Origin of the sequence: Microbispora sp. GKU 823 (assembly GCF_002027145.1) — a bacterium.
Classification (GTDB): domain Bacteria; phylum Actinomycetota; class Actinomycetes; order Streptosporangiales; family Streptosporangiaceae; genus Microbispora; species Microbispora siamensis.
The window spans coordinates 14,477-28,442 of the sequence record NZ_MWJN01000046.1; the positions used below are offsets into that span (position 1 = coordinate 14,477).

The window sequence follows — 13,966 nt, forward strand, 5'->3', positions numbered from 1 at the left end:
CAAGCGCCGGAAAGGGTGTCAGGCCGCGGCGGGGCTCGCGGGCGGGCCGGGCGACCCCGCGGCCGGGACCGGCTCGCCGTGCTGCAGGGCGCGGATGCCCGCGCTGAGGACGAGCGGCACGGCCAGAGCCAGGGCCATGGACAGCACCGCGGCCCCCGAGTCGTTGACGAGCATGCCGACCAGGCCGCTCACGAGCGCGCCGAGCAGGCCCGCCCTGAGCATGGGCGCCCGTTCGAACGCGATCGGCAGGACGCCGGCGCTCGCCGCCCCCGGCCGCAGCAGCGCGAAGACGAGGAACGCGAACGCGGCGAGCACCACCGGCATCAGGTTGGGGCTGAGCAGCGTGGAGAGCATCGCCCCGAGCTTGCGGGAGATCACCGGCAGGAACGTGCCGTCGGCCACCTGCCCCACGAAGCGGCCGAGGTGCGTCTGGCTGGCCGGGGGACGCAGGTAGTCGAGGTAGGCGATCGCCATCACCAGCACGCCGCCCGCGGCGCAGAAGGCCCCCAGCTTGACGATCGACACCCGCCTGCCCGCCACGATCAGCGCGGTGACCGCGATGCCCGGGACGAAGGCGATGACGCCGCCGAAGTCGCTGCCGACGCCCGGCCAGCCGTCGAGCAGCATGGCGAAGGCCCCGAGCGCGGCGACCAGGGCCACCGCGACGGCCTTGCGGCCCGCTCTGACCAGCCGGTCGGCGGCGGCCGTGGTGACGAGCAGCACGGCGGTGGCGAGCAACGCGAAGGGGATGTTCCCCAGGCCGTAGTAGCGGGCGCCGACCACGCCCGTGTAGCCCATCAGGCTGTTGAGCTGCAGGGGCGTGCCGGTCAGCAGGTCGCCGAGCAGCACGGCCGCGGTCACCGCCGCGATCACGGTCAGCGGCCCGAGCACGCCGCGCCGCCACGGGCCGGCGAGGGCCGCCACGGTCAGCGCCGCGGTGATCGCCGCGATCGCGGCGAAGAGCGTGACCGCGGGCTGCGCCGTACGGGCCCACGGGGTGAGGTTGACCAGGTAGGTCGAGACGGGGATCGAGGCGAGCGCCACGGCGGCGGCCCGTACGGCGGGCAGCCCGTCGCGGCGGCGCAGCAGCAGGAACGCGGTGATGTAGAAGAGCACCTGGAGCACGGCGAGCGTGGTGAAGAAGACGCCGGTCGTGTCGCGGATCGTCTGCCCGGCGACGTCGGCGGTGCGCAGGGCCGTCACGCGCTCGTCCAGGTTTCCGCCCGTCGCGTGGGTCTCGACCGGCACGCCGACGACGGCCGGGGGAGCGGCCACCCCGGTCCTGGCCAGGATCGTGGCGGTGAGATCCGGAACGATGATCATGTCGTCGCGGTGGGTGGACCGGGCGCCGAGTGTCCCCGCCGTGCCGCTGTCAGGGCCGTGCAGCATGGCGGCCCTGAGGTGGGGGGCCGAGCCGTGGTCGGAGAGCCCGGCGACCAGCACCGTCGCCGATCCGAGCCGCGGCAGGAACGAGCCCAGCTTCGCGTCGGCCGCCCGCGCCGCGGCCCGCCGCGCGTCGGCCGACAGGCGCTCGGGCACGTCGCTCAGCCGGTCGCCGGAGATGTAGGGCGCGACGAGGTCGGGGATCTCCACCGCGACCACGTCGCCGCGCGACCACTGCGTGACCTCGGCGGGGGAGGGGGCGTAGACGTCCACCCGGCCCTCGCGGTCGGCCAGCGCGAGCGCCGCTCCCGGGCCGACGGCCATCGTCGTCCGCCCGGCCGCGTGCAGGGCCTGCCCGAGCGTGCCCGCGTCGCGCTGCTCCCGCACCTCCCACAGCCAGGAGAACTCGGGGACCACCGCCCCCTCGCCGGCGGCCTCGGGCGTGGGGGCCATGCCGCACGCTCCCCCCACCGCCGACCGCACCCCGGCCGAGACCGTGAGCCAGGCATCGTACGGGCAGGTGTCCTTGCGTACGGCCCGCACCGACAGGGAGCCGAGGGCGGACTCGCCGGCGAGCCGCCAGAGGTTCGGGGTGTCGGCCGGGGTGATGTCGCTCCACATCAGGCCGGGGATTCCGACGAGCACGACCCGTTCACCGGCCGCCGTCTCCGGCCCGGCAGAAAAGGCCGCGAAGGCGGCGGACGCGGCCGCCGCGGGAGCGGAGGCCGCGACCGACACGCCGAACACGATGGCGACGACCGCGCGCTTCACCCACGTGCCACTCACCGGCGACCCCCAGCCCCCGTACGTGATCTTGAAAAAACTCGCGACCACGCTACCGGAGTCGTCGATGTCCGCGCAGCAATCCGCGACGACCCGCCCTGCCCAGGGATGGCGCCCCTGGGCCGGGGTCAGGCCGCCCGGGTCGCTGGGCTCTCGTTGCCGACGCGGTCGACGGCGGTGACGTAGTAGGTGCCGGGGGCGCCGGCGGCGTACGACGGAGCCTGCGAGGCCGGCACGACGGCCACCAGGTTGCGCGCGTCCGCCGTGGCGCAGGAGGCGTCCTTGCCCGTCACCCGGTAGATCCCGTACGCCTGGGCGCCCGGCTGGGCCTGCCACGTCAGCGTCCCGCCGGCGGCCTTGACCCCGCGCGGGGCGGCGGGGGCGGACCCCTCCCTGAGCACCGGCGGCAGCGCCGGGCGGGCGTAGTGGCTCTTCACGATCCGGTCGAGCACGCCCATCGGGTTCTTCACCAGCTGTGCGGCGCTGAAGTAGACGTCGCCCGAGATCTCCGGATACTTGCGGTTCAGCGTGAGGTGGGCCGGCAGCTCGCCCGCCTTCGTCCAGGCCGGAGTGTCGGCGGCCCCCACCCGGTAGAGCGCCTGCCCGATGTAGAGGTCGACGTCGGTGCCCTTCACCGCGTCGGCCCACCACTTGGCGAGCACGGAGTAGTCGGCCGCGGCGAAGCCCCTGGGCCAGTAGAGCTGGGGCATCACGTAGTCGACCGAGCCCGCCTTGATCCACGCCCTGGCGTCCGCGTAGATCGAGTCGTAGGCCGACATGCCCTTGGTGGCCGAGCCCGCCGGGTCCTCGGTCCTGTTGCGCCAGATGCCGAACGGGCTGATCCCGAAGGCGGTGTACGGCTTGGCCGTGTGCACCGCCTGCGAGACCTGGGCGACCAGCTGGTTGACGTTGCGCCGCCGCCAGTCGGCCAGGGTCAGGCCCTTGCCGTACTTCTTGTACGCGGCCTGGTCGGCGAACCGCGTGCCCTGGCCGGGGTAGGGGTAGAAGTAGTCGTCGAAGTGGACGCCGTCGACGTCGTAGCGCTTGACGACGTCCGTCACCACCTTGGTCACCCAGTCGCGCACCTGCGGCAGGCCGGGGTTGTAGTAGAGCTTGCCCTCGTGTTTGACGGTCCAGTCGGGATGCAGGCGCGCCGGGTGCCCGGCGGGCAGCGTGGAGGAGGCCGAGTCGGCCGCCCGGTAGGGGTTGAACCACGCGTGGAACTGCAGGCCGCGCTTGTGGGCCTCGTCCACCAGGAACGGCAGCGGGTCCCAGCCCGGGTCCTTGCCCGCGGTGCCGGTGAGCCACTGGGACCACGGCTCCAGCGACGAGCGGTAGATCGCGTCCGAGGCGGGCCGCACCTGGAAGAACACCGCATTCAGGTGACGCTTGACCGCGTTGTCGAGGATATTCACATATTCGGTTTTCTGCCGGTCGGGCGACAGCCCCGGCTTCGACGGCCAGTCGAGATTGTGCACGGTGGCGATCCAGACGCCGCGAAGCTGGCGCTTGGGGTATTTCGCGCTGGTGGCGCACGTGTCCGCCGCCGTGAGCGTCTCCGCCTCGACCTGCTGCCGCGTCGCCTTCGCCGCCGCCGTACGGCCGGCCTTCTCCGCGCCGACCTTTTCGGCCTGGGCGCCGGGGCCGAGCGTGTACGCGGCTCCGACTGCGACGGCGGCGATCACGGTGGTCGCGATCAACGGGCGGATGACCTGTCCCCGCTCGGTCACGTGGCTACCCCTCCGATTTGCCAGTAAGTCCGGCCATAAGTCTTACATCGGCAAAAGAGCGGTTTAGCCAGAAAAACGAAATGAACTTGTGATGCGGACGTGACGCGGGGCACTTCCTGGGGCTGCCCTTACCGCGCGCGAGCGAAACCCGGCCCCGGGCGGCGGCACGGATGAGCTGCGAAAACCCCGGCGGCCGGGAGGCGGGCCGCCGGGGTCTCCGATTCGGGCTACTGCTCGCCCGCCGCGGCCACCTTGTCGGCCAGGTGCGCGGGGAGGGGCTCGTACCGCAGGAAGGATCGGCTGAACGTGCCCGCCCCGTGGGACAGCGAGCGCAGGTCGATCGCGTACCGCGTGATCTCCAGCTGCGGCACCTCGGCGCGCACCAGCGTACGGCCGGTGCCGACCGGCTCGGTGCCGAGCACCCTGCCACGGCGGGAGGACAGGTCGGACATCACGGCTCCGACGTACTCGTCCGACACGAGCACCGACACCTCGTCCACCGGTTCGAGCAGGTGCGTCGCCACCTTGGACGCGGCGTCCTTCAGCGCGAGCTGGCCGGCGATCTGGAAGGCCATGTCGGAGGAGTCGACCGAGTGGGCCTTGCCGTCGTAGAGCGTGACGCGCACGTCGACCATCGGATAGCCGGCGACGACCCCGCGTTCCATCTGCGCCCGCACGCCCTTCTCCACGGACGGGATGAACTGCCTCGGCACCACGCCGCCCACGATCTTGTCGACGAACTCGAACCCGCCGCCCGACGGCAGCGGCTCGACCTCGATGTGGCAGATCGCGTACTGTCCGTGGCCGCCGGTCTGCTTGACGTTGCGCCCCATGCCCTGCGCCTTGCCGGCGAAGGTCTCCCGCAGCGGCACGCGCAGGTCGATCTTCTCGACCTCGACCCCGTGCCGCTTGGCCAGGCGGTCGAGCAGGACGTCGGAGTGCGCCTCGCCCATGCACCACAGCACGAGCTGGCGGGTCTCGGCGTTGTTCTCCAGCCGCAGGGTCGGGTCCTCCGCGACCAGGCGGGCCAGGGCCTGGCTGAGCTTGTCCTCGTCGGCCTTGGACTTCGCCCTGATCGCGACCGGCAGCAGCGGTTCCGGCATGGTCCACGCCTCGACCAGCAGCGGGTCGTCCTTGTCCGACAGCGTGTCGCCCGTCTCGGTCCGAGACAGCTTGGCCACCGCGCAGATGTCCCCGGCGACGCACTTGCCCACGGTCCGCTGCGACTTGCCGAGCGGCGACGACAGCGCGCCCACCCGCTCGTCGACGTCGTGGTCCTCGTGCCCCCGTTCCGCCAGGCCGTGGCCGGAGACGTGCACCGTCATGTCCGGCCGCAGGGTGCCCGAGAAGACTCGGACCAGGCTGATCCGCCCGACGTACGGGTCGCTCGTGGTCTTCACGACCTCGGCCACGAGCGGGCCGTCCGGGTCGGCGGTGATCTCCCTGCACGGCTTGCCGTCGATCGAGGTGATCTTCGGCAGCGGGTGCTCCAGGGGCGAGGGGAAGCCCTGGGTGACGATCTCCAGCAGCTCCAGCATGCCGACGCCGGGCGCCGTGGCGAGGACCGGGTAGAAGCCGGCCCGCGCGACCGCCTTCTCCAGGTCGTCGATGAGCACCTTGGTGTCGATCGTCTCGCCGGAGAGGTAGCGGTCCATCAGGGACTCGTCCTCGCTCTCCTGGATGATCCCCTCGATGAGGTCGCCGCGGTACTGCTCGATGAGCGTCAGCTGGTCGGCGTCCGGCTCCCGCTCGGTCCTGCGCCCGCCGCCGTAGTCGAACAGCCGCTGCGACAGCAGGCCGAGCAGCCCGGTGCCGTCCACCGGCAGGTAGAGCGGCGCCACCCCGTCGCCGAACGCGTCCTGGCAGGTGGCGAGGACCTCGTCGAAGTTGGCGCGCTGATGGTCGATCTTGGTGATGACCACGGCGCGGGGCATCCCGACGAGCGCGCACTCCTCCCAGAGCATGCGGGTGAGCCCGTCCACCCCCTCGGCCGCCGAGACGACGAACAGCGCCGCGTCGGCCGCGCGCAGCCCGGCCCGCAGGTCGCCGACGAAGTCCGCGTATCCCGGGGTGTCCAGAAAATTGATCTTGATGCCGTTGTGGACGACGGGGGCGACCGACAGGTTGACGGAACGCTGCTGGCGCACCTCCACCTCGTCGAAGTCGCTGACCGTGGTGCCGTCCTCGACCCGGCCGGGACGCTGGATGGTGCCCGTCTCCGCGAGCAGCGCCTCGACCAGCGTGGTCTTCCCGGCCCCGGAATGGCCGACCAGCACGACATTGCGCACCATGTCCGGCCGATCGGCCGCGGGTGCCCTGCCCGCGGCCCCTGTTGTCGCGCCGGTTGATCTTTCGGCCACGTCGCCTCCCGAATCTCTGAGCGGTCGGGATGGGCACGTGGCACGCACCCCGCGCCGGCCGCTCGTGCCGTCGCTGTTCCCGCGCCCGGGGGCCCGCCCTTTCCAGGACCGTTCACCTCTGTGACATCTCCGCGCGGTCCTGCGGGCGCGTGCTCTTCACCCTTTACCCATGTGGCGCATATCACAAGACTTTTCGGCGGAATGTGCTTGCGAGATGCGGCGGCGCTGGATGGCCTACGATCGAACGGCGATGTTGAACATCCTGCGCCCCGCCGTCACCCGAGTCATGACCCCGCTGGGACGAGCCCTCGCCCGCCGGGGGATCTCGCCCGACGTGATCACCACGATCGGCACGCTCGGAGTGGTGGCCTCGGCCCTCGCCTTCTACCCGCTCGGGCATCTGTTCGCGGGAACGCTCGTCATCACGTTCTTCGTGCTCGCCGACCTCCTGGACGGCGTGCTGGCCCGGATGACGGGCAAGGGGAGCACGTGGGGCGCGTTCCTGGACTCCACGCTCGACCGTCTCGGCGACGCCTCGATCTTCTCGGGGCTGATCCTCTACTTCGTCCTCAAGGACGAGCCCGAGATCGTCCTCGCGACAGTCGCGCTCTTCTGTCTTGTCGCGGGAGCATTGGTCTCCTACGCCAAGGCCAGGGCCGAGGGCCTCGGCATGACCGCGAACGTCGGCATCGCCGAACGGGGGGAGCGTCTCGTGGTCGTGCTCGTCGCGGCCGGCCTGTCCGGCCTCGGGGTGCCGTACGTCCTGGCGGCCGGGCTCTGGCTGCTCGCCGCCGCCAGCGCCGTCACGGTGGTCCAGCGGATGGTGCACGTCTACAGACAGGCGGTGATCAGATGAAGGGCACGGCCGGCCCACCCCCCGGGCGGCCACCGAGACCCGGCGCGGCGCCGCTCGCCGACCGGCTGGTCGCGGCGGCGTACACCGTCGGCTGGGCCGTGGTCCGCTACGTGCCGGAACGGCTGGCCGCCTGGTTCTTCCGGGTCCTCGCCGACTGGCTGTGGCGCAGGCGGGGCAAGTCCGTGCGCCGCCTGGAGTCCAACCTGGCCCGCGTCGTCGGCGGCCACCCCGGCGACCAGGCCGTACGCGACCTGAGCCGGGCCGGCATGCGCTCCTACTTCCGGTACTGGATGGAGTCGTTCCGCTTCACGGCCTACACCCGCGAGCGCATCCTCGACGGCACCCGCGCCACCGGGGGCGAGCACATCTTCGACAACCTCGCCCGGGGCAGGGGAGTGGTGGTCGCGCTGCCCCACATGGGCAACTACGACCTCGCCGGGGCCTGGCTGGTCCACATGGGCCACCGCTTCACCACCGTCGCCGAGCGGCTGAAGCCGGAGTCGCTCTTCGAGCGCTTCGTCGCCTACCGCGAGCAGCTCGGCATGGAGGTGCTGCCGCTGACCTCCAGGGACGGCGGCAGCGCCATGGCGTTCGGCACGCTCGCCAAGCGGCTGCGCGAGGGCAGGCCGGTCTGCCTGCCCGCCGAGCGCGACCTGACCGCCTCCGGCGTCGAGGTCGAGTTCTTCGGCGCCAGGACGCGCATGGTCGCAGGACCGGCCGTGCTGGCGATCCAGACCGGAGCCGCGCTGCTGCCCGCCGTGCTGTGGTTCGACGGGGACGGCTGGGGCATCCGGGTGTACGAGGAGATCCCGGTCCCGACCGAGGGGACGCGGGAGGAGAAGGTCGGGGTGATGACCCAGGCCGTGGCGGCGGTGTTCGAGAAGGGCATCGCCGAGCACCCGGAGGACTGGCACATGCTCCAGCGCCTGTGGCTCGACGACCTGGAGCCCCGCACCGGGGCCGGGTCGTGAACGTCGGCATCGTCTGCCCGTACACCTGGGAGGTCCCCGGGGGCGTGCAGGCGCACATCAGGGACCTCGCCGAGGCGCTCATCGACGACGGGCACAAGGTGTCCGTCATCGCCCCCGCGGCCGACGACGCCGAACTGGAGGCGTACGTGACCCCGGCGGGCCGCGCCGTGCCCGTGCCGTACAACGGGTCGGTCGCTCGCCTGGCGTTCGGGTTCCTGTCGGCCAACCGCGTGCGCAAGTGGATCAGGGAGGGCGGGTTCGACGTGCTGCACGTGCACGAGCCCGCCGTGCCGTCCCTCGGCGTGCTCGCCTGCTGGGTCGCCCGCGGGCCCATCGTGGCGACGTTCCACGCCTCCTACGAGCGGTCGCGGGCGATGTCGGTGGCCGCGCCGATGCTGCAGAGCGCGCTGGAGAAGATCACGGGCAGGATCGCGGTCTCCGACGCCGCCCGCAAGACGCTCGTGGAGCACCTCGGCGGCGACGCGGTGCTGATCCCGAACGGCGTCACGGTGCGCAGGTACGCCGAGGGCGAGCCGCTGCCGGGCTGGGGCCCGGACGGCAACGTGATCGGCTTCCTCGGCCGGATGGACGAGCCGCGCAAGGGCCTGGCCGTGCTGCTGGAGGCGTTCGCCCTGCTGGCCCCCGAGCGGCCCGCGCTGCGGCTGCTCATCGCCGGCCCCGGCGACCCCGACGACGTGCTCGGGCGGGTGCCCAAGCAGTACCGGGACAGGGTCGGGCTGCTCGGCATGGTGAGCGAGGCGGACAAGGTGCGCGCCTACCACTCCGTGGACGTCTTCTGCGCGCCCAACCTCGGCGGGGAGAGCTTCGGCATCGTGCTCACCGAGGCCATGTCGGCCGGGGCGCCGATCCTCGCCAGCGACATCCCCGCCTTCCGGCGCGTGCTGGGCGAGGGGCAGGCGGGGGCGCTGTTCGCCACCGGGGACCCCGCCGCCCTGGCCAGGGAGGCGGCCCGGCTGCTCGACGACCCGGAACGCCGCGCCAAACTGTCCGACGAGGCCCGCCAGGCCGTGTGGAAGTACGACTGGTCCACGGTCGCGCGGGAGGTCGTGCGCGTCTACGAGACGGTGACCCACTCCAGCACGGGTGTGGTGGAGGACGCGCTGCCGTGACCACGACCCTGATCCTCGTGGCGGCCGTGGTCGTCGTGCTGTTCGCCGTCTACGTCTCGTGGCGGGCCGGGCGGCTGGACCGTCTCCACATCCGCCTGGAGACCGCGCAGGCCGCGCTCGACGCCGCGTTGCTGCGCCGCGCCGCGGTCTGCCTGGAGCTAGCCGGCTCGCGCATCCTCGACCCCGCCACCTCGCTGGTGCTCGCGGCGGCCGCCCACGAGGCCCGTACGGCGGGCCCGGACGAGCGCGAGCACGCCGAGAGCGACCTGTCGAGGACCCTGCGGGCGGTGGTCGACCAGGAGCGGTTCCGGGAGAAGCTGGCCGAGCACCCCGCGGGGGCGGCGCTGCTGGAGGAACTGGACACCGCGGTCGCCAAGGTCGTCTACTCGCGCCGCTTCTACAACAACGCCGCCGCGGTCACCCGTACGGCGCAGCGGCGCTGGCTGGCCCGCACGCTGCGCCTGGCGGGGCACACCGATCCGCCCCGCTTCTTCGACATCGACGACGAACCGCCCGAAGCCCTCGCTACTGGATAGTCACTTTTTGTCGGGCATTTCGGGCGGATCCCGGTAAGCTCATGCCGTTTCATTGCCATGCTGGTCAACGGGTCCGCGTGGGCCAGGTCCGTCGTGCCTGGTGGCGGGGGCTCTCCACCGGGAGGAGCGGGTACGGTGCGGGCAGGGATCGGCTTCACGCTGGCCATGGCGGTCATCCTGACCGGAACCGCGTGTTCGGGCGACGACAAGCCCGCCGCCCAGTCCCAGGAGGCGAGCCCGCTGGCGTCCCCATCGCCGACGCCGCCTCCCGAGCACCCGTTCACCGGCCGCCCCGTCGCCGCCCGCAAGCCGGTCCTCGCGGTGAAGATCGAGAACACCCACGCGGGCAAACCGCAGATGGGCCTGCGCAGCGCCGACATCGTCTTCGTCGAGCAGGTCGAGGGCGGGCTCACCCGGCTCATGGCGATCTTCTCCTCGAAGCTGCCCGCCCAGGTGGGGCCGGTCCGCAGCGCCCGCATCTCCGACCTGCACATCCTCCCGATGTTCGGCAAGCCCGCCCTGGCCTACTCCGGGGTGCAGACGAAGATGATCCCCTACGTCCAGAAGGCCTCGCTGTTCGACGTGTCCGACAGCCGGGTCCCCGGCGCGTACACCCGTGCGCAGGGCCGGGTCGCGCCGTACAACCTGATCGGCAGCCCCAGGAAGCTGCTCGCCAAGGCGCCGCAGGCGAGCAAGGCCGACGACATCGGCTTCGTCTTCTCCGACGAACCGCCGGCCGGGGGCACGCCGCAGAAGAGCGTCTCCGTCCGCTACCCGGCGGCCCGCTTCACGTTCGCCTGGTCGGCGGCGCAGAAGCGCTGGCTGGTGACGCAGGACGGCGAGAAGGACATGGCGGCCGAGGGAGGCCAGCAGGGGGCCCCGACGATCGTCATCCAGTGGGTGAAGACCGACCGCTCGGAGTTCCACGACTTCACCGGCAGCTACACCCCGCTCGTGCACACCGTGGGCAAGGGCACCGGCGTCGTGCTCAGGGACGGCCAGGCCTACCGGGTGAAGTGGTCGCGCGCCTCGGAGAAGGAGGGCACCACCTACACCATGGCCGACGGCACGCCGATGCCGTTCGCCCGCGGCCAGGTCTGGGTCGTGCTCGCCTCGCGCAAACCCGTCGCGCCGTGATGGACAAAAGGCCTGATCGACTCTGACATATGGGTGCGTCGGGGGCGGGACGGGCCAGCACCTACCATGGAGGGGAATCCGTAGGCCCGCCGTCGTGAGGTAGCACCGTGTCCAGCAGCACCCCCGAAGTCAACGAGACCACCGCCGTCGGCACCGCCCGCGTGAAGCGCGGCATGGCCGAGATGCTCAAGGGCGGTGTCATCATGGACGTCGTCACCCCGGAGCAGGCCAAGATCGCCGAGGACGCCGGAGCCGTCGCCGTCATGGCGCTGGAGCGTGTCCCCGCCGACATCCGCGCCCAGGGCGGGGTTTCCCGGATGAGCGACCCCGACATGATCGAGGGCATCATCAACGCCGTCTCCATCCCGGTGATGGCCAAGGCCAGGATCGGCCACTTCGTCGAGGCACAGGTGCTCCAGGCGCTCGGCGTCGACTACATCGACGAGTCCGAGGTGCTCACCCCGGCCGACTACGCCAACCACATCGACAAGTGGCAGTTCACCGTCCCCTTCGTGTGCGGGGCCACCAACCTCGGCGAGGCGCTGCGCCGCATCACCGAGGGCGCCGCGATGATCCGCTCCAAGGGTGAGGCCGGGACCGGCGACGTCTCCAACGCCACCACCCACATGCGCAAGATCCGGGGCGAGATCAAGCGCCTCACCTCGCTGCCCGAGGACGAGCTGTACGTCGCCGCCAAGGAACTGCAGGCGCCGTACGAGCTGGTGGCCGAGGTCGCCAAGACCGGCAAGCTGCCGGTGGTGCTGTTCACCGCGGGCGGCATCGCCACCCCGGCCGACGCCGCGATGATGATGCAGCTCGGCGCCGAGGGCGTGTTCGTCGGCTCGGGCATCTTCAAGTCCGGCGACCCGGCCAAGCGCGCCGCCGCCATCGTCAAGGCCACCACGTTCTACGACGACCCTGACGTGATCGCCAAGGTCTCGCGCGGCCTGGGCGAGGCGATGGTCGGCATCAACGTCGACGACATCCCCGTGCCGCACCGCCTCGCCGAGCGCGGCTGGTAGGCACGGCTCCGGGAACATCCGAAAGGGCCGCCGGCGACGGCGTGCCGGAAGCGAGGCGAGACGCTCGGCTGGGAAATCCAGCCGAGCGTCTTTGCGTGCACGACTTCCCCATGCCGACGCCCGAGGCGGCGGGCGAACCGGCCTCCCGCGGCCTGCTTCGTCTGTCCCGGACCGGCCACCGCTAGGGTGACCTGCTATGACGACCGACGACACCGGACGGCTCGCCGAGAACCTGTCGCGCGAACTGCGCCACATCGTGATGCTGCTGCGCCGTACGACGGCCGGGCAGCCGGTCACCGCCCAGCAGTACTCCGTGCTCGGCTCCCTTGAGGACGGCGCGCGCCGGATGACCGAGCTGGCCGAGGAGCACGGCGTGCAGCTTCCGACGATGAGCGTGCAGGTCAACCGCCTGGAGGAGGCCGGTCTCGTCGCCCGGGGCACCGACGCCTCCGACGCCCGGGTGCGCACCGTCGAGCTGACCGGCGAGGGCCGCGACCGTCTCCGGGCCGTACGGCAGGCCAGGATCGCCTACCTGTCCGGCCGGCTGGACGCGCTGACCGCCGAGGAACGCTCGGCCATCGCCCGTGCCCTCCCCGCCCTGGCCAAGCTGGGCCGCTCCTGATTTATCGTTTTGGGCGCGCAAGACCGCGGCCATACCCTGAACAGGGTCACCACAGGAAGGGAAACCGTGACGTCCGCACCCAAGATCGGCGTGCTCGCCCTGCAGGGCGACGTGCGCGAGCACATCCGCGCCCTGGAGGAGTCGGGCGCGACCGCCACGCCGGTGCGCAGGCAGGAGGAGCTCGCCGCGGTGGACGCGCTGGTCGTCCCGGGCGGGGAGTCGACCACGATGTGGAAGCTCGCCACCACCTTCGAGCTGCTCGAACCGCTGCGGCTGCGGATCAAGGAGGGCATGCCCGCCTACGGCTCGTGCGCCGGAATGATCATGCTGGCTGACCGTATCGAGGGCGGCATCGAGGGCCAGGAGACGCTGGGCGGCATCGACATGGTGGTCCGGCGCAACGCCTTCGGCCGCCAGGTCGACTCGTTCGAGGCCGATCTCGACTTCGCCGGGCGCGGGACGATCAGGGCCGTCTTCATCCGCGCGCCCTGGGTCGAGTCCGTGGGGCCCGACGTGGAGGTGCTGGGCCGCACCGAAGCTGGGGATAGGATCGTCGCGGTCCGACAGGGACCGTTGCTCGCGACGTCCTTCCATCCGGAGCTGACCGGCGACGCGCGGGTGCACTCGTATTTTGTCGAAATGGTGAGGGAGCTCTAGGCGATGTCCGGCCACTCCAAATGGGCGACGACGAAGCACAAGAAGGCGGCGCTGGACTCCAAGCGCGGCAAGCTTTTCGCCAAGCTCATCAAGAACATCGAGGTCGCGGCCAGGACCGGCGGGCCCGACCCGGACGGCAACCCCACGCTGTTCGACGCCATCACCAAGGCCAGGAAGAACTCGGTCCCGATCGACAACATCGAGCGGGCCCGCAAGCGCGGCGGCGGCCTCGAGGCCGGCGGCGCCGACTGGCAGACGATCATGTACGAGGGCTACGCCCCCGGCGGCGTCGCGGTCCTCATCGAGTGCCTCACCGACAACCGCAACCGCGCGGCGTCCGAGGTGCGCGTGGCGCTGACCCGCAACGGCGGCTCGCTCGCCGACCCCGGCTCGGTGTCGTACATGTTCAACCGCAAGGGCGTCGTGATCGTCCCCAAGGGGTCGCTGACCGAGGACGACGTGCTCATGGCCGTCCTCGACGCGGGGGCCGAGGAGGTCAACGACCTCGGCGAGAACTTCGAGGTGGTCTGCGAGGCCTCCGACCTGATCCCCGTGCGCAAGGCGCTGCAGGACGCGGGCATCGACTACGAGTCGGCCGAGATGAGCTTCGTCCCCACGCTCAACGTCCCCCTCGACGAGGAGGGCGCCCGCAAGGTCTTCAAGCTCATCGACGCGCTCGAGGACAGCGACGACGTGCAGAACGTCTGGGCGAACTTCGACGTGAGCGACGAGGTCATGGAGAAGGTCGAGGCCTGACGCCGGAGCCGGGCAGAGGGGCG

The 13,966-nt window shown here is 71.7% G+C and carries 12 protein-coding genes; 9 read left to right on the forward strand and 3 right to left on the reverse strand.

The window, feature by feature from the left end; translation table 11 throughout:
- Positions 1-18: 18 nt before the first annotated feature.
- The 3 genes from B1L11_RS23585 to B1L11_RS23595 all read right to left on the reverse strand — a co-directional run bounded on the left by B1L11_RS23585 (position 19) and on the right by B1L11_RS23595 (position 6,256).
- On the reverse strand, positions 19-2,169 hold the full coding sequence (locus tag B1L11_RS23585) for a hypothetical protein (RefSeq protein ID WP_143737488.1): 2,151 nt from the start codon (positions 2,167-2,169) through the stop codon (positions 19-21).
- A 125-nt stretch (positions 2,170-2,294) separates the two neighbouring features.
- The gene (locus B1L11_RS23590; RefSeq protein ID WP_079316507.1) at positions 2,295-3,896 is read right to left on the reverse strand and encodes a glycoside hydrolase family 10 protein; all 1,602 of its coding nucleotides are present in this window, start codon (positions 3,894-3,896) and stop codon (positions 2,295-2,297) included.
- Positions 3,897-4,123: 227 nt separating this feature from the next.
- Positions 4,124-6,256, reverse strand: a complete 2,133-nt coding sequence (locus tag B1L11_RS23595; protein WP_079316508.1) for an elongation factor G-like protein EF-G2 — start codon at positions 6,254-6,256, stop codon at positions 4,124-4,126.
- 250 nt (positions 6,257-6,506) lie between these two features.
- On the opposite strand from B1L11_RS23595, the gene pgsA reads away from it, so the two are divergent.
- The 9 genes from pgsA to B1L11_RS23640 all read left to right on the forward strand — a co-directional run bounded on the left by pgsA (position 6,507) and on the right by B1L11_RS23640 (position 13,943).
- A complete protein-coding gene (gene pgsA, locus B1L11_RS23600; protein ID WP_079316541.1) occupies positions 6,507-7,112 on the forward strand; it encodes a phosphatidylinositol phosphate synthase in 606 nt (201 codons plus the stop codon).
- Positions 7,109-8,083 (forward strand): phosphatidylinositol mannoside acyltransferase, encoded by a 975-nt coding sequence (locus B1L11_RS23605; RefSeq protein ID WP_079316509.1) that lies wholly within the window; start codon positions 7,109-7,111, stop codon positions 8,081-8,083. The genes pgsA and B1L11_RS23605 overlap by 4 nt, the downstream gene beginning before the upstream one ends.
- Positions 8,080-9,213, forward strand: coding sequence for a glycosyltransferase family 4 protein (locus B1L11_RS23610; protein ID WP_079316510.1), 1,134 nt, complete (start codon positions 8,080-8,082; stop codon positions 9,211-9,213). The genes B1L11_RS23605 and B1L11_RS23610 overlap by 4 nt, the downstream gene beginning before the upstream one ends.
- The gene (locus B1L11_RS23615; protein ID WP_079316511.1) at positions 9,210-9,749 is read left to right on the forward strand and encodes a hypothetical protein; all 540 of its coding nucleotides are present in this window, start codon (positions 9,210-9,212) and stop codon (positions 9,747-9,749) included. The genes B1L11_RS23610 and B1L11_RS23615 overlap by 4 nt, the downstream gene beginning before the upstream one ends.
- A 135-nt stretch (positions 9,750-9,884) precedes the next feature.
- Entirely contained in the window at positions 9,885-10,886 is a 1,002-nt protein-coding gene (locus B1L11_RS23620; RefSeq protein ID WP_079316512.1) for a DUF3048 domain-containing protein, read from the forward strand.
- A gap of 107 nt (positions 10,887-10,993) precedes the next feature.
- The gene (gene pdxS, locus B1L11_RS23625) at positions 10,994-11,908 is read left to right on the forward strand and encodes a pyridoxal 5'-phosphate synthase lyase subunit PdxS (RefSeq protein WP_079316513.1); all 915 of its coding nucleotides are present in this window, start codon (positions 10,994-10,996) and stop codon (positions 11,906-11,908) included.
- 196 nt (positions 11,909-12,104) lie between these two features.
- The gene (locus tag B1L11_RS23630) at positions 12,105-12,530 is read left to right on the forward strand and encodes a MarR family winged helix-turn-helix transcriptional regulator (protein WP_079316514.1); all 426 of its coding nucleotides are present in this window, start codon (positions 12,105-12,107) and stop codon (positions 12,528-12,530) included.
- A gap of 66 nt (positions 12,531-12,596) precedes the next feature.
- Complete coding sequence (pdxT, locus tag B1L11_RS23635; RefSeq protein ID WP_079316515.1) at positions 12,597-13,187, forward strand: pyridoxal 5'-phosphate synthase glutaminase subunit PdxT; 591 nt, start codon at positions 12,597-12,599, stop codon at positions 13,185-13,187.
- Between the two features lie 3 nt (positions 13,188-13,190).
- Positions 13,191-13,943 (forward strand): YebC/PmpR family DNA-binding transcriptional regulator, encoded by a 753-nt coding sequence (locus tag B1L11_RS23640; protein WP_079316516.1) that lies wholly within the window; start codon positions 13,191-13,193, stop codon positions 13,941-13,943.
- The last annotated feature ends 23 nt before the right edge of the window (positions 13,944-13,966 follow it).

Bases quoted from the DNA above. Each gene is read 5' to 3' on its own strand.
- B1L11_RS23640 (WP_079316516.1), top strand. From the start codon at position 13,191: ATGTCCGGCCACTCCAAATGGGCGACGACGAAGCACAAGAAGGCGGCG.
- B1L11_RS23630 (WP_079316514.1), top strand. From the start codon at position 12,105: ATGACGACCGACGACACCGGACGGCTCGCCGAGAACCTGTCGCGCGAA.
- pgsA (WP_079316541.1), top strand. From the start codon at position 6,507: ATGTTGAACATCCTGCGCCCCGCCGTCACCCGAGTCATGACCCCGCTG.
- B1L11_RS23605 (WP_079316509.1), top strand. From the start codon at position 7,109: ATGAAGGGCACGGCCGGCCCACCCCCCGGGCGGCCACCGAGACCCGGC.